Source organism: Fibrobacter sp. UWB1 (assembly GCF_002210325.1).
Taxonomy (GTDB): Bacteria; Fibrobacterota; Fibrobacteria; order Fibrobacterales; family Fibrobacteraceae; genus Fibrobacter.
This window is the reverse complement of the sequence record NZ_MWQL01000020.1, coordinates 1-24,281: the sequence shown is the minus strand read 5'-3', so window position 1 is coordinate 24,281 and position 24,281 is coordinate 1. Positions and strand designations below refer to the sequence as shown.

19 protein-coding genes and 1 tRNA gene are annotated in these 24,281 nt (G+C 51.4%); 12 read left to right on the top strand and 8 right to left on the bottom strand.

What is annotated here, in order from left to right:
- Positions 1-83: 83 nt before the first annotated feature.
- From B7988_RS12905 to aroE, 3 genes are all read right to left on the bottom strand, one after another.
- On the bottom strand, positions 84-1,067 hold the full coding sequence (locus tag B7988_RS12905) for a GDP-mannose 4,6-dehydratase (protein ID WP_073319967.1): 984 nt from the start codon (positions 1,065-1,067) through the stop codon (positions 84-86).
- A gap of 91 nt (positions 1,068-1,158) precedes the next feature.
- The gene (gene aroB / locus B7988_RS12900; protein ID WP_073319970.1) at positions 1,159-2,769 is read right to left on the bottom strand and encodes a 3-dehydroquinate synthase; all 1,611 of its coding nucleotides are present in this window, start codon (positions 2,767-2,769) and stop codon (positions 1,159-1,161) included.
- A gap of 1 nt (position 2,770) precedes the next feature.
- Positions 2,771-3,658 carry a shikimate dehydrogenase gene (aroE, locus tag B7988_RS12895; protein WP_249268999.1) on the bottom strand — a complete coding sequence of 296 codons (888 nt, stop codon included), beginning with the start codon at positions 3,656-3,658 and terminating at the stop codon, positions 2,771-2,773.
- An 89-nt stretch (positions 3,659-3,747) separates the two neighbouring features.
- Here aroE and B7988_RS12890 point away from each other — a divergent pair, with 89 nt between their 5' ends.
- Both B7988_RS12890 and B7988_RS12885 read left to right on the top strand, forming a co-directional pair.
- On the top strand, positions 3,748-5,523 hold the full coding sequence (locus tag B7988_RS12890; protein WP_073319975.1) for a DNA repair helicase XPB: 1,776 nt from the start codon (positions 3,748-3,750) through the stop codon (positions 5,521-5,523).
- Between the two features lie 117 nt (positions 5,524-5,640).
- On the top strand, positions 5,641-6,885 hold the full coding sequence (locus B7988_RS12885; RefSeq protein ID WP_141225675.1) for a hypothetical protein: 1,245 nt from the start codon (positions 5,641-5,643) through the stop codon (positions 6,883-6,885).
- A 38-nt stretch (positions 6,886-6,923) separates the two neighbouring features.
- Here B7988_RS12885 and B7988_RS12880 read toward each other — a convergent pair.
- Positions 6,924-6,996: transfer RNA gene (locus tag B7988_RS12880), tRNA-Thr, on the bottom strand.
- Between the two features lie 106 nt (positions 6,997-7,102).
- Here B7988_RS12880 and B7988_RS12875 point away from each other — a divergent pair.
- Positions 7,103-7,786 (top strand): tetratricopeptide repeat protein, encoded by a 684-nt coding sequence (locus tag B7988_RS12875; protein ID WP_088658238.1) that lies wholly within the window; start codon positions 7,103-7,105, stop codon positions 7,784-7,786.
- A 117-nt stretch (positions 7,787-7,903) separates the two neighbouring features.
- On the opposite strand, the gene B7988_RS12870 is transcribed toward B7988_RS12875, so the two are convergent.
- The 4 genes from B7988_RS12870 to bamD form a co-directional block, all read right to left on the bottom strand.
- On the bottom strand, positions 7,904-8,941 hold the full coding sequence (locus tag B7988_RS12870; protein ID WP_249268998.1) for a rhomboid family intramembrane serine protease: 1,038 nt from the start codon (positions 8,939-8,941) through the stop codon (positions 7,904-7,906).
- A 9-nt stretch (positions 8,942-8,950) separates the two neighbouring features.
- Positions 8,951-10,519, bottom strand: coding sequence for a PHP domain-containing protein (locus B7988_RS12865; RefSeq protein WP_073319986.1), 1,569 nt, complete (start codon positions 10,517-10,519; stop codon positions 8,951-8,953).
- Positions 10,519-11,349: a hypothetical protein gene (locus B7988_RS12860; RefSeq protein ID WP_139261040.1), complete on the bottom strand. Its 831-nt coding sequence runs from the start codon at positions 11,347-11,349 to the stop codon at positions 10,519-10,521. Before B7988_RS12860 ends, B7988_RS12865 begins: the two co-directional genes overlap by 1 nt.
- 110 nt (positions 11,350-11,459) lie before the next feature.
- On the bottom strand, positions 11,460-12,314 hold the full coding sequence (gene bamD / locus B7988_RS12855) for an outer membrane protein assembly factor BamD (protein ID WP_088658236.1): 855 nt from the start codon (positions 12,312-12,314) through the stop codon (positions 11,460-11,462).
- Positions 12,315-12,378: 64 nt separating this feature from the next.
- On the opposite strand from bamD, the gene B7988_RS12850 reads away from it, so the two are divergent.
- The 9 genes from B7988_RS12850 (at position 12,379) to B7988_RS12815 (ending at position 24,060) form a co-directional block, all read left to right on the top strand.
- A complete protein-coding gene (locus tag B7988_RS12850) occupies positions 12,379-13,791 on the top strand; it encodes an LptF/LptG family permease (RefSeq protein WP_088658235.1) in 1,413 nt (470 codons plus the stop codon).
- Positions 13,788-14,927, top strand: coding sequence for an LptF/LptG family permease (locus B7988_RS12845; RefSeq protein WP_073319998.1), 1,140 nt, complete (start codon positions 13,788-13,790; stop codon positions 14,925-14,927). Before B7988_RS12850 ends, B7988_RS12845 begins: the two co-directional genes overlap by 4 nt.
- 10 nt (positions 14,928-14,937) lie before the next feature.
- A complete protein-coding gene (locus B7988_RS12840) occupies positions 14,938-16,773 on the top strand; it encodes a sensor domain-containing diguanylate cyclase (protein ID WP_088658234.1) in 1,836 nt (611 codons plus the stop codon).
- 1 nt (position 16,774) lies between these two features.
- Positions 16,775-18,268 carry a sodium:solute symporter gene (locus tag B7988_RS12835; protein ID WP_088658233.1) on the top strand — a complete coding sequence of 498 codons (1,494 nt, stop codon included), beginning with the start codon at positions 16,775-16,777 and terminating at the stop codon, positions 18,266-18,268.
- A gap of 20 nt (positions 18,269-18,288) precedes the next feature.
- Positions 18,289-19,059 (top strand): SIMPL domain-containing protein, encoded by a 771-nt coding sequence (locus B7988_RS12830; RefSeq protein WP_073320008.1) that lies wholly within the window; start codon positions 18,289-18,291, stop codon positions 19,057-19,059.
- A 412-nt stretch (positions 19,060-19,471) separates the two neighbouring features.
- Entirely contained in the window at positions 19,472-21,802 is a 2,331-nt protein-coding gene (locus B7988_RS12825; protein WP_088658232.1) for an anaerobic ribonucleoside triphosphate reductase, read from the top strand.
- A 91-nt stretch (positions 21,803-21,893) separates the two neighbouring features.
- Positions 21,894-22,040, top strand: coding sequence for an anaerobic ribonucleoside-triphosphate reductase (gene nrdD / locus B7988_RS14960; protein ID WP_072798566.1), 147 nt, complete (start codon positions 21,894-21,896; stop codon positions 22,038-22,040).
- Between the two features lie 6 nt (positions 22,041-22,046).
- Positions 22,047-22,610, top strand: coding sequence for an anaerobic ribonucleoside-triphosphate reductase activating protein (gene nrdG / locus B7988_RS12820; RefSeq protein WP_088658231.1), 564 nt, complete (start codon positions 22,047-22,049; stop codon positions 22,608-22,610).
- 145 nt (positions 22,611-22,755) lie between these two features.
- On the top strand, positions 22,756-24,060 hold the full coding sequence (locus B7988_RS12815; RefSeq protein WP_088658230.1) for a hypothetical protein: 1,305 nt from the start codon (positions 22,756-22,758) through the stop codon (positions 24,058-24,060).
- The last annotated feature ends 221 nt before the right edge of the window (positions 24,061-24,281 follow it).

The following is a 24,281-nucleotide window of genomic DNA, read 5'->3' as shown; positions in this document are numbered from 1 at the left end:
AGATTGCTTTGTCACGTTCGTTCCTCGCAATGACAATTCATTTTTTCATATTCTATTCCGAACTCAGAATTCCGAAATCCGAATTAGAGTCTCAAATCCTGTCCCATGCCGAGTTTGAGCTCTGTACGGCGGCGTAATACCATTTCGTTGAACAAGTCGGTAAGGCAGTCTTCGATGCTAATCATTGGTTTCCAGCCCTTGCTCATGGCTTTTTCAGGGTTTCCGATAAGGAGCGGAATGTCGTTACTGCGTTCGTAACCCGGATCGAAACGGAAGTCCACGCTCACGCCAGAAATATCCACCAGCATTTCGGTGAGTTCGCGGAACGTGTAGGATTTTCCGCAGCAAAGATTGTAAGCTTCGCCCGGTTCGGACTGGTTCAAAAGTTGAATCATGCCGCGTGCCACATCGCGCACGTCAATCACGTCGCGGCTAATGTCGAGACTGCCCGAATAAATGGTCGGCTCTGCACCGTAATACTTGATTTTGACAAGCTGGTAAGTAATCGAGGGAATCACGAAACGGCGGCTGTGGTGCGGGCCCGTAAAGTGGAAGGGACGCGCGAAAACCACGTGCAGTCCGTAAGCGTTCTTGAACTGATTGCCCAAAAGTTCCATGCAAGCTTTCGATGTTGCATAAGGCGTAAGCGGATTCGGGGCGTCCGATTCTTTGTGCAAGTAGGTAAGCTGATGATCGGTGCGGCCGTAAATTTCGCTAGAACTTAAAAGCATCACCTTTGCCTTCGGGCAATTCTGGCGCACGGCTTCGAGCAAGTTCTGCGTGCCGAGCAAGTTGATGTTCAGCGTTTCGTATGGTTTCTTGTAGCTGAGCCCCACCGACGATTGACTCGCCAGGTGGTAAATGTGCGTGGGCTGCACGAACTGTATCACGTCCTGCATGTGCTTGAAGTTCAGCAAGTCGCCGTTCAGGTATTCGACGCCATCGACCTTCTGCCAGGGCTGCGGCTGTTCGTCGCTAAAGCTGTACAGATCGTGCGTCGTTCCCACGAGGCTCGACAGAATGTGGTAGCCCAGGGCACCTGTTCCACCGGTTACAAGAATACTCATATATTCGTCCTTAGTCCATAGTTGTTGGCAATTAGAAATAAGGAATCAGAATTGCAAAATCATTCTGAAATCCGAATTCCTAATTCCGAATTCATTTAATAGCTCCCCAGCTTTGAGTAATGATATCTTTATCGATGTTCACGACCTTTTCCACGGCTCCAATCTTCGTGGGAAGGATGTAAACACGTTTGCCCTTTTCTGCCTTCTTGTCAACAGCCATGGCGTCCCATGCGGCATCCACGTCGATATCGTATTTCTTCGGGAATCCGAGGTCGTCCAAGAGTTTGTTCTGACGAGCTTCTTCTTCGGCGCTGATTTTGCCGAGGAGAACTGCCGCGCGGGCGGCCACGCGCATGCCAAGCGATACGGCAATGCCGTGCGTGAACATGTTGTAGTGCGTCAAGTTTTCGATAGCATGCCCGAAGGTATGCCCGTAATTCAAAATAGCGCGCAGGCCAGCTTCCTTTTCGTCGATGCCGACGACTTCGGCCTTAATGGCGCAGCTGCGGTAAATCAGGTGCTTCAATACGTCGAGGTCGTGAGCCTTGATACGCTCGACATTCTGTTCCATATAACGGAAGAATTCTTCGTCGTAAATCACGCCGTACTTCACGATTTCGGCAAGGCCCGCCAGGTATTCCGTTTCGGGCAAGGTGCTGAGCACCGCGAGGTCGCAGACCACCGCTTTCGGCTGGTAGAATGCGCCAATCATGTTCTTGCCTTCGGGGTGGTTCACGGCAACCTTTCCGCCCACGGAACTATCGACCATGCTCAAAAGCGTTGTCGGGAACTGGATAAACGGAATGCCGCGCTGGTAGGTGGCAGCACCGAAGCCTGCCATATCGCCGACCACGCCGCCGCTAAACTGCAACAGGCAGCTCTTGCGGGTGTAGCCGCGGTGGAGCATAAAGCTGAACAGCTGGTTCAGGTTGTGAAGTGTCTTGTTCTTTTCGCCGGCTTGGAACTTGAAAATCGGGCAACGTCCGGCCTGGCCTCTCAGTTCGCCAATCATCTGGCTTTGCACCTTGGCAATGTTTGTGTCGGTGCAGACCAAGAAATCATGACTCGGCATGAGCTTGAGGCTTTCAAGCAATACGCCTGTTTCGGGAATAATGTTCTTGCCGATAAAAATGGGGTAGCGTCCGCCGCTGCTCGGGCACACGTCCAGCGCATGGCTGTTCCAGAAATTCAGGATGTACAGGATGCGTTCAATCACGTGGTCTTCGGTGTATTCGTCGGAACTTTCCACGCTAAAATCGGCGTTCGCGTAATTCTTTTCGCGTTCTTTGAGCATCACCTTGATTTTTTCAAGGCGTTCTTCGTCGGAGAGGTTTGCAAGCAACGGGCGCGTGTTCTTGCGGCCAATGCGTTCCGAAAGCACTTCGGGCTTTGCCCACAGGCGAATGATGGTGCCGTTTTCGCGGATGACCTTGAGGTTGTCCGGCTGCGTGAGTGCGCCACCGCCCAAAGAAATAATGTGCGGGGTTTCTTTTTTGGCAAATTCGGCGACGACATCGCGTTCCATTTCGCGGAACTTGGCTTCGCCGTCCTGTTCAAAGATTTCGCTGATGGTTTTACCCGCGCGTTCGACGATAACGGCGTCGGTATCCACGTAGGGGCGGTTTAACCGTTCTGCCAGGGCGCGTCCGGTGCGGGATTTTCCACTTGCCATGAATCCGGTGAAAAAGATGTGCTTGTTCATGTTAGCCCTGCATTCCTTTGCGCATAATCTGTGCGAGTTCGTCGTTCGTCTTGTTTTTAGTTTCTTCGGGGAACCATTTTCTAAAGCTTTCGATGCCCTGGTGCACCAACATTCCTTCGCCGGTCACCACCTTGCAGCCTTTTGCCTGGGCCGTCTTTAAAAGCTTGGTCATGGGCGGCGTGTACACGATGTCCATCACGGCCTGACCTTGGTGCAAGGATTCTTCGGTCAGGGGAGACTGGTCTTCGTTTGGAGTCATGCCCACGGAGGTTGCGTTGATGATGATTTCGATATCCTTGGATACGACCGGAAATTCATCGAACGTGGCAACTTGGACCTGGGGAGCCTTGCCGTTAAAGAACTGGTTCAGGCTGTCGGCGAGCGCTGTCCCTTTTTCGCGGTTGCGGCACACGATGGTGAGCTGGTTCTGCATTTCGGCGAGCGTGTAGGCGATTGCCTTGGCTGCTCCTCCGTTTCCGAGCAGGGCGACCTTCTTGTTCGAAGGTTCTACGCCCGATTCCTGTAGGTTGCGGATGCATCCGTAGGGGTCGGTTGTGGTGCCGCATAATGTGCCCCCGACAATACTGTCTTTCCAGTACAGCGTATTGACGCTGCCGGTAAACTTCGAAATGTCCGAAAGTTCGTCCACAAGGTCCATCACGGGGGTCTTGTAGGGGATTGTGACGTTTGCCCCGCGGAACTTCATGGCCCTAAAACCCTTGATGGCGTCGGCCAGGTTTTCGGGCTCCGGGGCGTAGGGCAAATAGGCCGCATTGATGCCTAATGCTTCGAAAAGGGCATTGTGCATCAAAGGCGACTTGCTATGACCAACAGGATGACCGAAAATGCAAAGCGTCTCGGTCTTTCCATTCAATTTTAACTGGCTCAAAAAAACCTCTTTTTTTACAATATAAAGATATATAAAATTAACCCTACAACACTACTCTAATTACGTAACTTTTACTAAATTTGGCGCCTATGAATCCGAATGGCGCCATTATTGTTCAGAGTAATATGGAAATCATGGTGGAGGTCGATCTCCCCACTTATGAAGCGGCTCGCGATGCGATTGCACCGTTTACCGAATTGGTCAAGAGCCCAGAACATTTACACACCTACAAGATTAGCCCGCTAAGCTTGTGGAACGCGGCTGCAACGGGACTTCGTGCACCGGAAGTTTTGGAACGTCTCGAAAGCCAGAGCCGGTTCCCGATTCCGGAATCCGTGGTGACCGAAATCGAAGACTACATGTCTCGTTACGGGCTGCTTCGCCTGAAAAAAGAAGGCGACAAGCTGATTGTAGAATCCGATGACAAGTACATGTTCACCGAAATCTGCAACCTTAAAGAAGTGCAGCCGTACGTGCTTCACTTTATCGATGACTTGCATGCCGAAGTAGATCCGGAACGTCGCGGCCACTTGAAGATGGCGCTTACCAACGCTGGGTTCCCGGTCGAAGACTTGGCCGGCTATACCGTGGGCGATCCGCTCCCGATTCACTTGCGCGAAACGACGGTAGGCGGCAAGCCTTTTGCCCTGCGCGACTACCAGAAGGAAGCTGCCCAGGTGTTCTACGCGAGCGGTTCCGAAAAGGGCGGTTCGGGCGTGATTGTGCTGCCTTGCGGTTCGGGTAAGACGGTGATTGGCCTTGCCACGATGGCTTTGGTACAAACTAAGACTTTGATTTTGACGCCGAACATTTCGGCTAGCCGTCAGTGGATTCGCGAAATTTGCGACAAGACGGACTTGACGCTCGACCAGGTGAAGGAATACTCCGGCGAAGTCAAGGAAATCGGCCCCGTGACGGTGGCGACCTACCAGATTCTGACGCAGCGCAAGCGTGCCAAGAAGGCCGACGAAAAAGCCGATGCCGATATTGACGATTTGACCGAGGAAGAAGTCAAGAAGGAACTTGCAAACTTCCCGCTCTTTAGCCAGGAGAAGTGGGGCCTGATGATTTACGACGAAGTGCACTTGCTGCCGGCTCCGGTGTTCCGCTTGAGTACTGAAATGCAGGCCACTCGCCGCCTGGGCCTTACGGCAACGCTCGTGCGCGAAGACCACAAGGAAACCGAAGTGTTCAGCTTGATTGGCCCGAAAAAGTACGACATTCCGTGGCGTATTCTCGAGGCCCAGGGCTGGATTGCAACCGCCGACTGTAACGAAATCCGCATTCCGATGGAACCGGAACTCAAGATGAAGTATGCGCTTGCGCCTGTCCGCGAAAAGATTACGCTGGCATCTACAAATCCCGAAAAGACGGACATCGTGGAACGCCTGCTCAAGTACTTTGACAAGCCCGATGACCGCGTGCTGATCATTGGCCAATACATCGACCAGCTCGAAGCCCTTTCCGAAGATTTGCAGATTCCGCTGATTACGGGTAAGACGCCGAACAAGGACCGCGAAAAGCTTTATGCCGCCTTCCGTAACGGAACGCAGAAGAACTTGATGGTCTCGAAGGTGGGGAACTTCGCCATCGACTTGCCCGATGCCAACGTGCTCATCCAGATTTCGGGTACCTTCGGTAGCCGACAGGAAGAAGCCCAGCGCCTCGGTCGCGTGCTCCGCCCGAAGAGCGACGGTGGCGCGGCGCATTTCTACAGCATCGTGACGCAGGATTCCAAGGAACAGGAATTCGCCATGAACCGCCAGCTGTTCCTTACCGAACAGGGCTACGCCTACAAGATTATCAAGCGCGGCGATTGGGATATCCTTGCTCGCACTCCTGAAGAGTTAGCTGCTAGAAAATAAATGAAAAAAAATCCCGCTCGTCGAGCGGGATTTTTCATATCTAGTATAAAAGTAATTCCGCATTGTTATAATTTTAGTTACCTTTGTGAAGGTAACTAACCTGTGGGGAATTGTAAAATGAAAAGTCTATCTATTCGTGGCTTTGCTGCAGTGAGTCTTGTAGCAGCGTTTATGTTTTTTGGATGCTCTGACGATTCTTCTCCTGTTGTGACGGAAGATGGAACGGGAGCTTTGTCGTCTTCGGATGAGTCTGTAGCCGAATCTAGCAGCTCTTCAAAGAAAGCTTCAAGCAGTTCTGCTGTGGAAAAATCGTCTAGTTCTTCGAAGAAAGAGAAAAAATCGTCCAGTAGCTTTGTTGAGGATGATGAGACGGATTCTAGTAGTTCTTTTGAAAAATCCAGTAGCAGTGAGTTAGTGATTGTTGTTCCTGATCAGAGCGACTTTACTATCACGGCCTCGGAGCTTTCTTCTCGTATTGTTGGTGATGAAGCGCGTTTCAAAGGCCAATTCAGTCTGGACGTTGTCGGCGACTCTGCCGCCGTGGACAGCTCTTTCAACATAGCCTTTATCGGAATCGAATATCTGATCGGTAAGGGTAATCCGGGTAACATGGTCGCTGTTAACGTACCTGTCAACTCTAACAAAATCACTTTCCCAACGCAAAATGCCATTGACCTGACTTCCAAGAATTCTGCTTTTGTGACCATTGATCTGCTGGATCCGGGCTTTACGGAATGTGGCACGTACAGTCTAATCGTTACTGTGACGGCTAGTTCCGGCGACAGAGTTTTCCAGAGAACCGAAATCATTCCGTTTGAACGTGATGCATACGATTATTGCGGCGATGTGCGTTCCTCTTCTTCGGCCGTTCAGGTTAAAGAAATCCCGATGACAACTTGTCAGGTTGAACTTTCTACGAACGTGAATCCGGGGGGTGACCTAGTTTACTGCGTTGCAGTGCCTGCCGCAGGAGCTGCAACGGCAGACATAATCTTCGAAAAGGCCGGCGACAGGAACAATCCGGAACTTTCTGCGAAAAGCGGCTCGGGTCTCTTATTCTCCCCGATTATTAACGGAGATTTTGCGCCTTACACCGATGACTATGAAGTGGATATCTGGCCGGAAGACATAAATGCAGATCGTGTCCCTGCGACTGCCTATGTCAGCGACTTCAAGTTCAAGACTATCGATGCTGAACGACTGACGAACATGATTCAGAACTTCAACCAAATTTACGTCGCCAAGACCCCAACCTACAATGCTGAAACGGGTGAAGGCTTCTACGCCTTCGCGATTACCAATGCAACCGAAGGCAATGATGGCGATTACACCTTTAAGGTCAAGATATACAAAGTACCCTAAAAATTGAAAAATCCCGCTCAACGAGCGGGATTTTTTCGAGCCACCCAGCAGATTTGAACTGCCGACCTGCTGATTACGAATCAGCTGCTCTACCAGCTGAGCTAGAGTGGCATGGTAGGCCAAAATTAGCAAAACGGCCCTAATTTGTCAAGGTGTGCTGACAATACATTAAAAATTTTCTATGATTGGAGCACGAAATTTAACATGGACGTTTAATATGGCAAACGAATCGAATACCAACAATTCTGAAATTAAGGAATTTTTTGTCGCACACGGCTCCAAGGTCATTGCTGCTATCGTAGTTGTGATGGTCATTGTGGTGGGCGTGGTGCAGTTCCGTGATTATCGCAAGGCTGCTGCTGCCGAACAGGCCGAACTCCTTGGTCCGGGCATGACGCTCCTTTATGCGAATCAGAATGACTCCGCTTTCGTGGAATTCGAATCCAAGATCAATTCCGGTAAGCTTTCCGGTGTGGCTCTGGCCAAGGCAGCTCTTTACGCTGGCAACATCAAGTTCCAGGCTGGCGAATTTGACGCCGCTGCTGTGTTCTTCCAGAAGAGCCTCGACAATGCCGGTTCTGTTGCTTTAGTCCGTTCGGCTGCCATGCACGGTCTTGCCTCTGTGAAGATCGAAAAGGGTGACTACTCTGCCGCTGCCGGTCTGTTGGAAAAGTACATCTCTGAATTTGCAAAGCGCACGGGCGACCAGGAAGACCGCTTCCAGAAGGACGAACCGGTGGACGAGGTCCCGATGGTTGCTGACGCCATGTGGAAGCTCACTCTTGTTTACGAACAGCTCGGTGCTGCCGACAAGGCCAAGCAGACTGCAGAACGCATTCTCACGGTCTACGGCGACAACCAGGCTTATGCCGACAAGGCCAAGAAGTTCCTGAACATCTAGTTGGTTCGGAATACGGAACTCGGATTTCGGAATTATTTAAAGAAATTGAAATTTACTTTAAGGGCGGTCTAAGACCGCCTTTTTGTATGTGTAAATAACGGGTCTTCGTGCGGCTTTTCATGCCATCGCCATTTTCCACGCGATTACGTAGAACGCGTAGTAAAGCAATAGCCCGATTCCGTCGACGGAAGAAAGCGGCGTTCCCCAGCGGAGCGCTTTTTTGCTGGGAATGAATCCGCAGAAAAGTCCGGCAATAAATCCGTAGGCGTGTCCGAGAATGTCGGCGTTTTCGCCGAGCCCGAGGAATACGGCAAGGGATGCCGCGCCGCAGAGCGGCGCGAATCGCCGGAGCAGGCCGTGGGTTTCTTTGGGCATGAGCCTGAATTCAATTACCGAGAGGCAACCGATGGCGGCGAATACGAATGTCGAAAAACCGAGCGAGCGAAAGTCGGTCTTTACCGTAAGCGAGACGCAAATGTTTGCAATCGCGGCCGCGACGGCGATAAACGGCGCAAGCCGTAGCAGCGGAATGCGGAAGGTAATCATGTTCATCACGATGTAGCCGCAGAGTAAATTCGACGCTAGGTGCCGCGTGTCGCCGTGCAAGGTCTGTGCCGTGAGCGCGCGCCACCATTCTCCTTTAAGGACCTTGCCAGCATCCGAGATTCCTCGTGAATGAAGACTTACTTTGTCTGAAAAATCGATTAGCGTGAATATCACGGGAGCAAGCAAAATCCAGAGCGGCTGCAAGCTAAAACTCAAGGGAATCGGCGGGTTTTCTTCTTTAGGCGGATTTTCCTTGCGGTAAAGAGCCAACTGTAGGCGTGCAAATTCTTCGTGCTCGGGCAAAACGAAAATCAAAAAAGGGCCTTCGATACTGCGCAAGAGCCTGTGAGAAATTCCTTGCGAAAGGAGTACCAGGCTGTCGTCGCGAATCTGGCGGAACGTGCCTTCGGACACGCACACGATTTCAGGGTATTCAGGCTCCTGCGCCTCGGGCGAATCCTGCGTATCACTCACCGAAGCCGCATTCGTTTCTGCATTTTTCGATGCTTCGGGAGTCGGCGTTATGGATTGTACCTGCAAGCCTTCTTTAGGTATATCCGACGGGGAACGCATGTAGCGGGGGCGCATGGGCGATATAAAGCGTGGCATGAGTCCCTCCTAAAGTACGGCGGCCGAAGTCATTGCGAACTTGCCGGTTGCGGTTTCGCATTCGGCGCGCAAGTACGCAAAGTCATCTTTATTGACGGTAATGTCTGTGCTGGCGGGCGGCAATACCAGGCTTTCTATGCAGACGGTTTCGTTCTTGGCGAGCTTGCCGCCTGCAGAACGCTTGCGCCCGAAAATGCGGATGTAACGGAAGGCTCCGCCGAAATCTTGCGTATTGCGAGCATGGAAAGTCACGGTTTTTTCGCCGCGTTCCCACCAGAGAGCCGGGCCATCGGTAATGTAGCAGTTGTCGCCCGCGAAAGCCTCGTTTAAAGCTTCTAATGAAAGATTCTTTTTAGATCCTTCGACTTCGCTCAGGATGACACTTGAGTCCAATTTCACAACTGTGCGGACTTTCCCGAAAACATGGTCTCGGCTATGCTTCAGCGAAACCAGCGGGGTCGCGACGGCGGTCGTGTCGTTCAAGTCGCCGTGAGCGTCGTTGCCGCCAATCGGGAGCAAGAAATTTCCTTTGCCGAGTTCCTCGATCCACCACTGTCTTCCAAGCTTAAAGCCTTCGTCGCGAATGCCGTTCCAAAATTGGATGCCGCGAATCTTGTGGTTGGCTTCAAGATTCAAATCCTTGTGGCTCCAGTAGCCGCGACGGAAGATGAATTTCTCGAGGTAGCCCATGGGCTGCATCGGGTGGGCTGCAAAGCAATGCGCCGCAGTCATTTCCAAAAGTTTTGGAATCTTGAAGGTAGGCTTGTTTTCGAGCCAGTTTCGCCCGCAGTCGCCGAGACCGGGCAAATAGCATTCTGGCCCGAGTACCGTCATGTGCACGTTTTCGCCTTTGGAGTTGCCTGCCGAAACTTCTTCGCCGGCAATCATAAGTGGCATATCTGCATTCTGATTCAGTTTGCGGACTTCTTCGCGCAAGGCGTCAAAGCGGGTGAGCGGTGTGTCCGCTTCTTTGGTATAGTCTTCGGTGGTGTAGGCAAAATCGTAGGCGTGGTCGGTGCAACTTACAAAGTCAAGCCCGACGGCCTTGGCCGCCTGTTGCAATACGGCAGGCGAGGCTCCGTGTTCCACATGGTCTGCAGAATAATGCGTGTGGCAATGCATTTCGCCGGCGACAAATCCTGGGGCTTTCGGCGGCTCTTCGGCAAGCACTTGAATTTTTAAGGGCTTGGGCTTTAATCCGGGGTAATTCCAGCGGGTAAAAACTTTCGTCTCGGTGTGCTCGCCGTTTTCGCTAATCCGCTTGGCGTAAATCTTGCAGTCCAGTTCATGTACGCCTGGCTCCAGATTCCCGAGTTTCACGGGGTAAAAGCCGAATTGCTCCTTCGCCTGTATCTGTAATTCAAAGGTCTTGCCGTTGATTTCCGCCTTCTCGATAAGCGTCGGGAACCGATGCGCGTCGCGGACCACAATCCAAACGGTAGGCTCGACTCCCGGTACAAACTGGAATGGGACATCGACCAAAATTTCGGGCCACGGCTTATACAGCAGCGACCACGGGAGTTTAAACTTGAAATGCGTCTCGGCGTAATGCAACTTTTCGCCCGGAATAAAGCTCATTATTCCTCCGGGGATTTCTTGTCATCATCGTCGTCATCGTCATCTTTATCTTCGACGCTCTCAGGCTCGTTCCACAGCCCAAAGCCAATGCGCACTTGCATGGTGAGTCCACCGATATTCCACTTGGCTTTTTTATCGGGACCGTCGGGGACAATTTTAGAGAACTTCTTTTCGGATTCCACCTTGATGCTGCTGAATCCGACGTCGCCGTAAATGTTGAAATTTTTCCAGTTCGCAATCAGGTAGCCGACGCTTACGCCAAAGCCTGCGCCAAGGAGCGGAGTCTTTGCATCCATTTGGCCCCAGGTCGTATAGATTTCGGTGCCGGGCAATACCCAGTACCAGCGCACGGCAATGCTGAACAGGCTTTCGCCCGAAAGCGTCATGAAGTTGCGGGGAATGCCGAGCCTGTATTCCAAAAAGAGCGGCATGCCCTGAATGGTGTAGCTGTAATTGTGGGTGCGGTTCTTGCGGTCGGTAAGCACCACCGATTCGTTGTCGTAAATAAAGCTTACGCCTGCGCTAATGAAGTTGTCCTTGAAAAGCTGGTATTGGAGCCCAGCCGAAATCGGGAAGCAGAAGTTCACCTTCTGGAAGTCCTGCTTGGCGACACTCAGCGATTCGCTTTCGGTCACGGCGTCTTGTTTAAAGCTGTAATAGAGCGTGTCGATTGCATCCTGAAAGTATTTGCGTTCCGGAAAATCCAAGAAGGAAACAGCGGGTTGCAAAAAGATCGAAAGCCTGGAACGGTCGCGGGTCGAAGTCTCTTCGGCGGCCATGGCAGATGCGGCAAGAATCGCCACAAGGAGGATGTGCAAAAGATGTTTCACCTATTCAGATCCTTCGATTCCGTTTCACTCCACTTAGGTTGACACAATGTGTGATGTGTAATGTGAAATGAATAATTGCACATCTCACATCTCTCATCTCACATCTTTCACTAGTTCTGCATTTCGCGGTCTTCCTTGAAGAAACGCTTCTTCTGGGAATCCTTTTTCATGCGCTTGGCAAATGCAATTTCGGCCTTGTCGATTTTCTTTTCGGTCTTTGCAATCTGCTTCTGGATTTTCTTGTCGTCGGGGCTTGCTTCGTTGCGGGCGATGTTCAAGTAGAGTTTGGCGGTTTCGAACTGGTCAAGTTCGTTGTAGGCCTGGGCAATCATGAACAAGGCTTCGGTACGGCGCTTGCTCTTGGGGTAGGTTTCCAGGAATTCCTTGAAGTAGATCACGGCGGCCTGGTACTTGTCCATGCGCAGGTAAAGTCTTGCGGTCTGGAATTCCTTCTCGGCCAAGCGTTCGACAAGCAGGTCGTAGTAGTAGTTCACCGAGTCACGCAGCGGGGAATCGGGATAGTTCGACAGGTAGCGTTCAAAGTCCCTCATGGCAATCGTCGTGTTCGCTTCGTCGCGGCTCACGCGGAATTCCATGTTGAACGAAGAAATAGCCTTGCGGAATTCGGCGGTTTCAATGAACGGCGAACCCGGGAAGTTCAAGATGAAGCTGCCGTATTCACCGCGGGCTTCGATCCAGTCTTCCATGTTGAAGTAGCTTTCGGCCATCAAGAATTGGGCCTGTTCCATGTAGCCCGTGCCGGCGCATGTCGAAAGGATTTCTTCGAGCCTGTCTGTTGCTCGGCCGTATTTTTCTTTCTTGAAAAGTTCCTCTGCGCCTTCATAGCGAATTCGGCACCATTCGGTGTGTTTCATCTTGGTCTGCCCGCTAGACGAACAACCTATAAAAGCGATTGCAAGGGCCAAAAGATAAAGGAATAGGGGAATCTTTTTGAACAGGTTCATTTTTTTTCTTTGGTTAATTCTAATTTTACCCCCGTAAAGTAGAAAATTTTGTAAGTTCAGAAAAATGATTTTAGTCCGCTACGTGTTGAAAGAGCTCATAGGCCCCTTTTTGGCGGCTCTTTTTGGAATCACGTTCCTGTTCGTGGTGGACTTTTTAGTCAAAATCCTCGATAATGTGCTTTCCAAGGGGCTTCCTGCCTCGACTGTTCTTGAAATCTTCGCACTAAACCTGGCGTGGATGCTTTCGCTGTCTATTCCGATGGCCGTGCTTGTGGCAAGCCTCATGGCCTTCGGTCGACTTTCGGGCGACCAGGAAATTACGGCCTGCAAGGCGGCGGGCATTTCTCCGCTTTCGCTCATGCGTCCGGTACTTTTGGTATCGATGCTGATTTCGGTTTTGATGGTGGTGTTCAACAACTGGGTGCTGCCCGAAGCGAACCACCGTTCGGTCGAACTCATGAATGCCGTGTCGCGTAAAAAACCGCACGTGTTTATTGATGCGGGCAGGCTCATTACGCAGTTCCCCGATGTTCAATTGTGGGTGAATCGCATCGATCCGGTATCGGGTACTTTGTACGGAATCCAGATTTTCGAAATGGAAAAGAAGGGGGCGCCCCGTATTGTGTATGCCGACAGTGCGACCATGGAATACGAAGACAACGGTGCAACCCTTATGCTTCGCTTGCGCAGTGGCGAAACGCACATGACCGATGCCGATAACCCCGAAAACTACTTCCGCATTCGTTATTTCTCGCAAGACCTCGCCATGAAGAACGTGGATGACCGCCTGGAACGCCGTAGCCGCAGTTACCGTAGCGACCGCGAAATGCCTATCGAGATGATGACCGAGGTGGTGGAAGATGCCGAAAAACGCTATGTCGAATTCAGGGATCAGGCGCTCGAAAAAAGGTTGAACACGCTTGTGACGTTGCGCGAAGATATCATGGGCGATTCCATTGTTCCGAAATCGGTCGAAAGCGGGACAAAGATTGATTCTATCCAGCGTAGGCGGTCCTTGCAGCGACTCCGCGTGCAAGAAATTGCGGCGCTTCGCACAACCGAAAGATTATACAGCCGCATGGAAACGGAACTCAAGCGCAAGGCGCAGTACACGGTCGAAATCCACAAGAAGTACAGCACCGGTTTTGCCTGCTTTATCTTTGTTCTGATTGGCGCCCCCCTTGGAATCATGGCGCGCAAGGGCGGTATCGGTACGGGTATTCTTTATAGCCTTGCGTTCTTCGTGATTTACTGGATTTGCCTGATTGGCGGCGAAAACATGGCCGATAGACTTTTGATAGATCCGGTGCTTGCTATGTGGGCGTCGAACATTATCATAGGCACCTTCGGCATATTCATTACGGTGGCCATGGTGCGCGACCGTTTCTCGGGCGATTCCAAGTTCTTTAGGGCGATTCGCGCGGTGGGCGGGTTCTTCAAGAAGATATTCGGATTCTTTACCAGGAGGATTGGATGAAATTCTCCCGGTACATGATGTGGAATTTTCTCAAGATGTTCCTGCTGGTGCTCTTGGGCGCGATTCTTATGTTTGCGGTCATTGACTTTGTGGGTAACATCAAGACTTGGCTTGCCCGCGACACCAAGGATGCGATAGACTATTATGTAAGCTACCTGCCTTACATGATTTACCTGATTTCGCCGGTGGCCTTGTTCATTGCTGTGCTGGCCTCGATCGGTAACATGACGCGTCATTTGGAAATGAGTGCCATGCAGAGTTCCGGCCAGGCGCCGTTCAAGACGTTGATTCCGATTTTCGTGTTCGGCGTGATCGTATCGATTGCCTCTTACGAAATGAGCGAACTTTGGCTCCCTGACGCGAACCACAAGCGCCTTGAAACCATGGAGACCAACGCCCAGAAAAAGAAGAATCCGCGCATCAAGGAAAAACGCGACTTTACCTTTATCGACAGCGAACGGGCCAGCTGGTTCTTTAGGCATTATTCCGGCAAGGGCCGCTTTGGCCGCGACGTGGTTTTGCTCCTTCGCGAAGATGGCCGCCTGGTAGAGCGTTACGATGCAAAACTGGTCCGCTGGATTGAAGATGCTCCCAAGGATTCGCTCGATTCGATTGCAAGGCTTTCTAGCATAGACCCGCCGCCGGGCTGCTGGCAATTTGAACGCGGGCTCCGCCGTGAATTCCATAAAGACGGTACAGTTAACGTTTACCCGATTCATCGCGAAAAGTTGTGCGACAAGGTAACGACTTATCCGGGCGACTTGATTAACGAACGCCAGACCGCCGATGAAATGGATTCCAAGATGGTCATGGCTAGAATCAACGTGTTGCGCCGTTCGGGCGAAGATACCCGGGCTATGGAAACCGCGCTCCAGTTTAAGCGTTCCGCCCATTGGATGAATTTGATTGTGCTACTCATCGGAGCAGCGCTTTGCCACCGCTATAGTCGCTCTGGGGGCCTTTCCCAGAAGTTCGGGGTTGGCCTCTTGATTGTTTTTAGCTATTATATTCTTGAAAGAATCGGCTTAAAGATGGGAGAAAATGGTGCGCTTTCGCCTTTTTGGGCGGCATGGATTAGCCACTTTGTATATGGCGGCGTCTCGGTCGTAATGCTGTACCGTTCCTTCCGTTTATAGTGGGAAAGATATGTCTGTTGCTGAAATTTTATTCGTGGTCGCGGGCCTTTTGCTTGGCCTTGCATTCCAGGGGGGAATGTTCCTGTTCCTGATTCCCTTCGCCGTCGTTGCGTTTGTGCTTGCCTGCATGAACCGCCCGCGCCTTGCCGGCCCGAATTCCCAGCAGCCTCCAACAGCTCCCATTCCGACGATTTTCAAGAAGCGTTCGACGACGAACAACCCGATTATTACGCCGACCTTGCAGAACGAATTTTCCAATGCGCCTAGGGGTATGGCCAATGAACCCGAAGCCGCCCTCAAGGTGAGCCAGGTTTGGGCCCGCGCTAACGCTGACATCAACCGTTCCATGACCGACATGCTGCTTGCGCTCAAGATCGTGGTTCCGCATGTGAATTCTGTCATCGTGTTTACGCAGATGGAAAACCAGAGGGAATGGGGTATTCGCAATTTTGCAAATGACAAGGAAATTTCGGTGAACCTCCGCACGCGCATTACCGAAACGTCCGGTCTTTTGGGCCAGCTGTTCCGCAGTAACGTGAACCGCCTTCTGGAAGGTGACCTTCCGGGTGCGAAGAGCGTGATGTACTATGTGGACAATCCTGCCATCAAGTCGGTGGTGGCCGTGCCCATGATTGATCATGCCTCTGGACTTCGCGTAGGTGCACTTGTAATGGATTCCGTGTACCCGAATGCGTTTAACGACATGACGGCTAATGCGCTCAAGTTTATCGCAAGCGCTATTTCGATGCTCGACTACAAGGGTTTCTACTCGGCACAAAAGCATATTGCCCTGCAGCAGTATGGCGGACTTTACAGCTACCTGCGCAAGTTCTTCCAGAACATGTCGGTCAAGGACATCTACAAGCAGATTATCAATTACGTGAAGGCGAACATGGCCTACGACCGCCTCACGATTCTTGCCATGGATCCGGGCGACGACATGAATGGTAGCGTGGTGTACTGCGACGGTGTAGATGCCGAGCAGTTTGCGAACAAGAAGTTTACGCTTTCGGACAAGGGTGTGTTTGTGCTGGCCCTGATGCGCAACCGCCCCATGGAACGCTCGTTCTTGCCGGGCTTCAAGGATTACCTGCCGCGCTTGAACGATTCGGAACGCAAGAACCTGAACCTGCGCCAGATTTTGGTCATGCCTATTGCGGCTGAACATGGTTCCGATACCGCCGAAATTGCGATTTGCCTTGAAAGCAGCAGCTCCATGCCGTACAACGATCATGAAAAGGAATTGCTCAAGGCTTTTGCCGGCGTAGCAGGCTTTGCCTACAATCGCGCCCGCAAGTTTGAACTGGGCTGCGACCAGGCCATGCGCGACGGACATACGGGTCTCATCAACAAGAAGACCATGTTTGAAAAATTGCGCTCCGAAAAAATTCGTGCAGACCGCGCCAAGTACAGCATTGGCCTCTTGATGATGGATATCGACCACTTCAAGCATGTGAACGATACCTATGGCCATCCGATTGGTGACGTGGTCATCAAGGGGATTGCCGACACCATCAGTAAAGAAATCCGCAGCGAAATTGACGTGGTGGCCCGCTTTGGCGGCGAAGAATTCGTGGTCGCCTTGATCGATACCGATGCCGACGGCATGATCGAAACTGCTGAACGCATTCGCAAGTCGGTCGAAAAGCTCGTGTTCGATGTACACCAGGCAGAACCCTTGCGCGTGACGGTAAGTATCGGCGCGTTCTTGCTGACTCAGAACTTTAACGGTGACTTGGAAAAGGCCATCAACAATGCCGACCAGGCGTTGTACCGCGCTAAAGAAGGCGGTCGCAACCAGGTCGTGCAGTTCGAAAAACAAGAATCTGAACCCGTGAGTGTATAGCATGTTTACCGCGCTCGATTGGATTGTCTTAGTCGCATACTTGTTACTCTCAATCGCGATCGGCTTGTTTGTCTCGCGCGGTAATAAGAATCTCAAGGAATACATGTTGGGCGGCGGCTCCATTCCGTGGGTGGCCGTGGGCATTAGCCTTATTGCGACGTCCGTGAGTGCGACGACCTTCTTGGGGGCACCTGCCGATGTTTATGGCGACAACATGACGTTCCTCATGTTCCAGATTGGCGCCTTCATTAGCATTGTGGTAGTGGGGCTTGTCTTTATCCCCAAGTTCCGGACTTCTGGCATTAACAGCGCCTACGAACTTTTCGAAGTCCGATTCTCCCGCCCGGTGCGCAGGCTTGCCGCTATATTCTATTGCTTGCACTTGCTGTTGCGTACGGGAATCCTCCTGTTTGCGCCGTCGCTTGTGCTTGCGCAGATTTTGCATATCGACTTGAAACTTGCAATTATCGTGTCGGCGGCGGTGGCAATATTCTACACCTGGTTTGGCGGTATCAAGGCGGTCATTTGGACCGACGTGATGCAGTTTGTCGTCTTCTTTGGCGGCGGCGTGCTGGTGCTGATTCTGATTTCGAATGCGGTCGGAGGCTTTGGCGAAATGGCGGCCCTTGCAAGCGAAGCGGGCAAGACCAAGTGGTGGGACGCCTCGATGGATATTTCGAATGCGCGCACGCTTGTGTCGGCGGGCTTTGCCTATGCGGTTCTTGAAATTGCCATTCGCGGTTGCGACCAGCAGTTTGTGCAGCGCTACCTGAGCTGTAAAGACGTGAAGGCGGCGAACCGTTCAAGCATTCTTTCGATGGTGCTTGGCTGTGCCGTTTCTATCTTGTTCTACTGGGTAGGTGCCGCTCTCTATGTTTATTACCAGAAAGCCCATGCGGCGGTGCTTCCTGAAGGCTTGGGACAGAACGATGTGTTTCCTTACTTTATTGTAAATGGACTTCCGGTGGGCGTGACGGGGCTGATTGTTGCAGCCATTTGTGCGGCTGCCATGAGTAGCCTTTCGAGCGCCATCAATTCCTTGGGCAATACGTCTGAACGTGATTTTTTGGGCTGGGACGAAAACGCCGGAATCGGTGGACTCAAGCGTGCCAAGATTTGGACGGTAGTCTGGGGTGTGCTGGGCATTTTCTTTGCCTTGTTTGCAGCAACCCAGCAGGGGAGCCTTCTCAAGAATGCTCTCTTCTTTACGGGGCTTTTCACGGGGCCGCTTCTCGGCATGTTCCTGCTTGCCTTCTATGCCGATAAAATCTTCGGTACGGGGGCGGGTAAACTCCGCGGCTGGGTTGTTGTCGTTGCCGTGATTTGCGGCATGGGTAGTTTGATTCTTGTTCAAGGCATTCCTGCTTTTGGGGTGCCGGCTGTATTGGGTGGTATCTTTAGCTGGCCTTGGCTGCCCTTTATCAGTATGACGACGACAATCGTGATGGCTTTGCTTATTAATACGGTCACCAACCTGGTTTCAACAAATAAATGAACTTGTCATAGGGGTTGAATATGAACAAAGTTACATTGGGACTCGTCCTGCTAGTCGTGTTGCTCGGCTTCTTGCTGCTTACGACCAACAAGGAAAATGCAATGCAGAATGCAATGCCGAAATCCTTGAAGGTCCCGTCTGTGGTAAGCGACGCGCAGATGTCTACGGTAAAGGTGTCTGCATCGGAATCCCGCAAGTACGGGGCGAACGAATTCGTGACGGTGGCGATGCTTGAATTGCGCGGTCGCGACAAGGAACTGCTTTTCAAACAGCTCGAAACCCGTCGCCAGGCGATTTTTGAACAAATGAGTAAACTCGATATCCAGAATGCGGATATCGAACAGAACAGTGTTGATATGCGTAAGGAATGGTCCTACGACAAGGGTACCCGCAGTCTTACGGGCTATGTGGTGAGCCAGTCCTTTGCAATTCGTTGTTCTTCCAGGTCTGTGGCTGCCGCGGCAGTCGCTGTCCTTTCTGCAGAACTTGATGTCGAAATCGATCGCACGTCAGCCCGTCTCAAGGGCGAAGATTCCTTGCGCAAAGAAATCATACTCTCGGTGGGCAAGAAGGCTATGGACAAGGCAGAAAGCTACGCCGAAAGCGTTGGCGGCAAGCTTGGCAAGGTAATCTCGGTCAGCGAAAACGGCGGTAGCGACCTTATGCACGGACGGCAAGTCCTGGGGGTAGCCAAGTTCAACGACTATAGCGAAGACGCCCTTCTTTCGTCTATCGCGGACTCCGTAAGCATCTCTGCATCGGTTCATTTGGTGGTAGAATTACTCCAATAATACAGGCTAATCACAAGGCCTGTGTTTGTCAAGACATAGTTTATAAAAAACTTTCATTTTTATGTTGATAAGTGTCCGGAAGGGTAAAATTCGCTAACTGCTTATAAATAAAGGCGTTAGCTTTTATTTTGCTTACTTTGTATAAAGCCGCTTTAAAAGCCTGTTTTCTGGATTGTTGATAAGTCTAGTTTTTGTAAGCTTAAATTTACATAAAAAGCGCTGTTTTTTTGAAAAATGTCTTCCAATGACAGATACATTTGTTATATTGTTTTCCATATCTTGTGCTTCGAGCTTCTTTTGAGACACAAGATATAGTAAATACCGGAAATGAAAGAAAAAAGTATGCTCGAAACGAGTTTCGCCTGCAATTATGCAATTCGGGGCTGATTCGCCGGGCAGCAAGGATTGGTAGATGATAGTTTCTGTAAGGAAGCGCGACGGCCGTGAGATGCCGTTCAACATTGAAAAGATTGTCGACGCCATTGTCAAGGCATTCCGCGCATCGGGCGAGCTCGACGAACAGATTAAGGCCGCCCAGAGTCAGTTGAATTTGTTGGGAAACGACGACGTGCTTACGAGCACGGCCCTCAAGGTGTCCGCCGATGTGGTGGGCCGACTTGAATCCGAAGGCAAGAATGTTCCCGAAATCGAAGAAATCCAGGACGCTGTCGAAAAGGCTCTTACCGAAGGTGGCTATGCCGATACCGCCAAGAGCTACATCCTGTACCGTGCCGAACGTACCCGCGTGCGCGAAGTCAACACTCGCCTCATGCATACGCTCCGCGACATTACCTTCAGTTCTGCTAAGGAATCCGACCTCAAGCGTGAAAACGCGAACATCGATGGCGATACCGCCATGGGTACCATGCTCAAGTATGGTTCCGAATCCGCAAAGCATTTCTACACCATGATGATGCTCAAGCCCGAGCACAGCCGCGCCCACATGGAAGGCGATATCCATATCCACGATTTGGATTTCTATTCCCTTACCATGACCTGCTGCCAGATCGACCTCAAGAAGCTTTTCAAGAACGGCTTCAACACCGGTCACGGTCACCTTCGTGAACCCAAGGATATCCGTAGCTACGCTGCTTTGGCCGCTATTGCCATTCAGTCTAACCAGAACGACCAGCACGGCGGTCAGTCCATTCCGAATTTTGACTATGCCATGGCCGACGGCGTGCGCATCACTTACCGCAAGGCTTACCTTTCCAACATGGTCAAGGCTCTCATTCTTCTCGCCGGCAAGACCGAAGAAGAAATCCTGCCGATTGTGAAGAAGCTCCATACCGAAATGGCTGAAATGGGCATGGTCGCAACGCTCGTGCCGAACGAAAAGTTCGTGGAAGCCGAAGCCCGCGAACTCTCCAAGACCTATGGCGAAGAAACGGTGAAGAACGCCCAGAAGTTTGCCGAAAAGATGGCCTACGAAGAAACCGACAAGGCAACCTTCCAGGCTATGGAAGCTTTCGTTCATAACCTGAACTCCATGCACAGCCGTGCCGGTGCCCAGACTCCGTTCTCCAGCATCAACTACGGTATGTGTACCGAGCCCGAAGCTCGCATGGCTATGCGTAACCTGCTTCTCACCACCGAAGAAGGCTTGGGTGGTGGCGAAACGGCAATCTTCCCGATTCAGATTTTCCGCGTCAAGGACGGCATCAGCCTCAAGCCGGGCGACCCGAACTATGACTTATTCAAGCTCGCTTGCCGCGTGAGCGCCAAGCGCCTGTTCCCGAACTTCAGCTTTCAGGATGCCCCGTACAACTTGCAGTACTACAAGCCGGGCCACCCCGAAACCGAAATTGCCTACATGGGTTGCCGTACCCGCGTGATCGGTAACCACTACGACCCGAGCCGCGAAATCAGCTTCGGCCGTGGCAACTTGAGCTTTACTTCGATCAACCTTCCGCGTATCGCCATCAAGATGAAGTCCGTGGACCTGTTCTTCAAGGAACTCGACCGCATGCTGCAGTTGGTGAGCGACCAGCTCATGGAACGCTTTGCCGTGCAGAGCAAGCGCAAGGTCAAGAACTTCCCGTTCCTCATGGGACAGGGCGTCTGGATCGATTCCGAAAAGCTCGGTTGGGAAGACACCGTTGGCGAAGTCATCAAGCACGGTACGCTTTCCATTGGCTTTATCGGCCTTGCCGAAACCTTGGTGATGCTTACGGGCAAGCACCACGGCGAATCCGAAGAATCCCAGCAGCTCGGCCTCAAGATTATCGGCCACATGCGTGAATTCTGCGATAAGGAATCCGAACGCCTAGGCCTCAACTTCAGCTTGCTTGCAACGCCTGCTGAAGGCCTTTCTGGCCGCTTTGTGCGCATGGACAAGAAAAAGTTCGGTATTATCCCGGGCGTTACCGACCGCGATTACTACACCAACTCTTTCCATATTCCGGTGTACTACAAGATTTCGGCTTTCAAGAAACTTTCTCTGGAAGCCCCGTACCACGCACTCACCAATGCCGGTCACATCAGCTACGTCGAACTCGATGGCGACCCGACGCAGAACCTGGATGCCTTCGAAAAGATCGTGCAGCACATGGCCAAGGTGGGTATCGGTTACGGCTCCATCAACCACCCGGTGGACCGCGACCCGGTTTGCGGATTCGTGGGTGTGATCGGTGACAGCTGCCCGCGTTGCGGACGTAGCGAAGGCCACGCCATTTCCGAAGAAAAACTGAAGGAACTGCGTAGACTTTATCCGGGAATGCCCGCATTCAAAGGAATCAGGTAAGTTTAGAATGCGGAATTCAGATTTCGGAATTGAAAAATAATTCTGAATTCTGAAATCCGAAATCACAATTTTCTAGCAAGGAGAATCAATAATGTCTGAAAAAGAATTGAACAAATACGGTGAAGGTATCGGATTCGAACGTATCCGTCGCATCACGGGTTACCTCGTCGGTACCGTCGATCGCTTCAATAACGCAAAGCGTGCCGAAGTGAACGATCGCGTGAAGCACGGTGTGTAAATCGTTATGGAACAAGAAGAAACTCCGAGGCTGCGCATTGCGGGTATCGAACCCGAATCGTTTGTCGACGGCCCCGGAATCCGCATGACGATTTTTACCCAGGGCTGTCATCACAATTGCCCTGGATGCCACAATCCGCAAACCCACGATTTCAAGGGTGGGCATTTTATCGATATTCAAGAAATCCTTGACATGATCGACGAAAACCCGCTGCTCGATGGCGTGACGTTTAGCGGAGGCGACCCGATGGACCAGGCTAAGGCGCTAATTCCCCTTGCCCGCGAAATCAAGGAACGTGGCATGAATCTGGTGATTTTCACGGGTTACACCTATGAACGTCTCATGGACTTGATGCATGAACGCCCGGAACTCTTCGAATTGTTGACTTTTGCGGATATCCTGATTGACGGTCCGTTTATTATGGCGAAGAAGTCCCTGGAAATCAAGTTCAGAGGTTCGACCAACCAGCGCATTATCGATGTGCAGGAAAGTCTTATGCAGGGTCACGTGGTTCTTCACCAGATTCAACTGGACGAAATGAAGGTCCGTCCGGATTTGGTAATGGCTTAAAAATCTCTCTATTTGAATGTGAAAAACTGCTCCGAACGGGGCAGTTTTTTTATGGGCCGCTTATATTTTTCTTGTAAAGCGTTGTTGACATTATATGTCTTGTTTGTTATATTTTGTTTGCATTAATATTTATAGAGGAGGACAAATGCAGCTTAAATATGCATTTTCTTTTGCCGCCGTTGCGGCTTTCCTTGCGGCTTGCGATAGCACTGTCACTAACATCAACGACGATGCTAAGGCCGAAGGCACTATCACTATCAAGGTTGTAGACAATCATTCTGGAGCCGCTCTTTCTGGCGTGACCGTTTATTCCGTAGTTGACGACAAGGCCGTCGTTGCGGATTCCCTGGGTCTTTCCGTGTGGAAGAATCAGGCTCTGGGCGACCATAGCTACCAGATCTCCAAGGATGGCTACGCAACGGTCCATGCTCTCGTGAATCTTGCAGAACAGGGCGCCGGCGATGTGCCGCGCGTGGGCGATGTCATCCAGACTGTCCCGATGTACAAGGTCGGCGTGCAGGCCAAGGGCATTGTGCTGTTCACCGACGACAAGGGCAAGACGAACGGCGCTTCTGGCGTGACGGTCTATGCCAACCTGCCGAAGGAATTCGTGCCGTGCGAGCTGACCACGAAGACCAGCGAAAACGGCGAATACTCGTTCGATAAGCTTCCGGAAGGCGTCGAAGTGACGATTTCCGTGGGCCAGGAACAGATCAAGTCCAAGACCTATATGGGTAACGATGTCAAACTCGTGGGCGGCACTTCGATGCGCGCTGGCGATATTATCAACGTTTCCTCCATCAGCCTCGTGAAGAGCTCCGCTCAGATCGTGAAGATCGATGACAATACGAACAGCATCGATGTGTCTTCTGACATTACCTTCACGTATGCAACGGAACTGGAAAGCGACTCCGTGAATACCACCAAGTGGAGCGTGTCCAAGGGCAGCAGCAACGTCCTTATCTCGGTGTCCCTGAGCAAGGACAAGCGTACCGTTTCTATTTCCCCGTATTCTGGCAAGTGGACTGAGGATGCCTCTTACACCGTGCGTGGAACGGTTTACTCTGTCGACGGCGCATCTTCTACGGTCAATTCTTCGTTTACGGTTGGCGGCAGTGATTCTAGCTCTGATAAGCCGGGCCAGGTCGAAGACCTCATGTTCGCAACTGATCCGGACTACTCTTACTACGCAGTCCTGACTTGGGATGAACCCAAAAAAGGTGACGTTACCCGCTACAACATTTATGTGAAGACCAATCTCGATAACGACTTTGCTTATCGCACCTATACAAGCGGAACGAGTTACAGGTTTGACCTTGACGATTTCTCCACAAGTGTAACGACAATTTACGCTATCGTTCTTCCGGTCAACTCCGATGGCGTAGAAGCCGATATCGAAGGTGCCAAGGCTGTGAAGTACAATATCGAAGACGCTGACGACGATCTGTAATCGGTTGTTGAGAAATTTAGATACAAGAAGACCACCGGGTAAATCCGGTGGTTTTTTGCATCGTAGATAACGAAAGTAATTTTGAAAAATCTTAGAGAATAAAATTAAATGTCATCAGGTTCTGGAGAAGAGGAACTCACTTCTTCATCTTCTTCGCTGGAGCTGGAGAGTTCTTCGTCTTCGGAGGAAGAGCTTTCAATTTCTTCTTCGCTGGAGCTGGA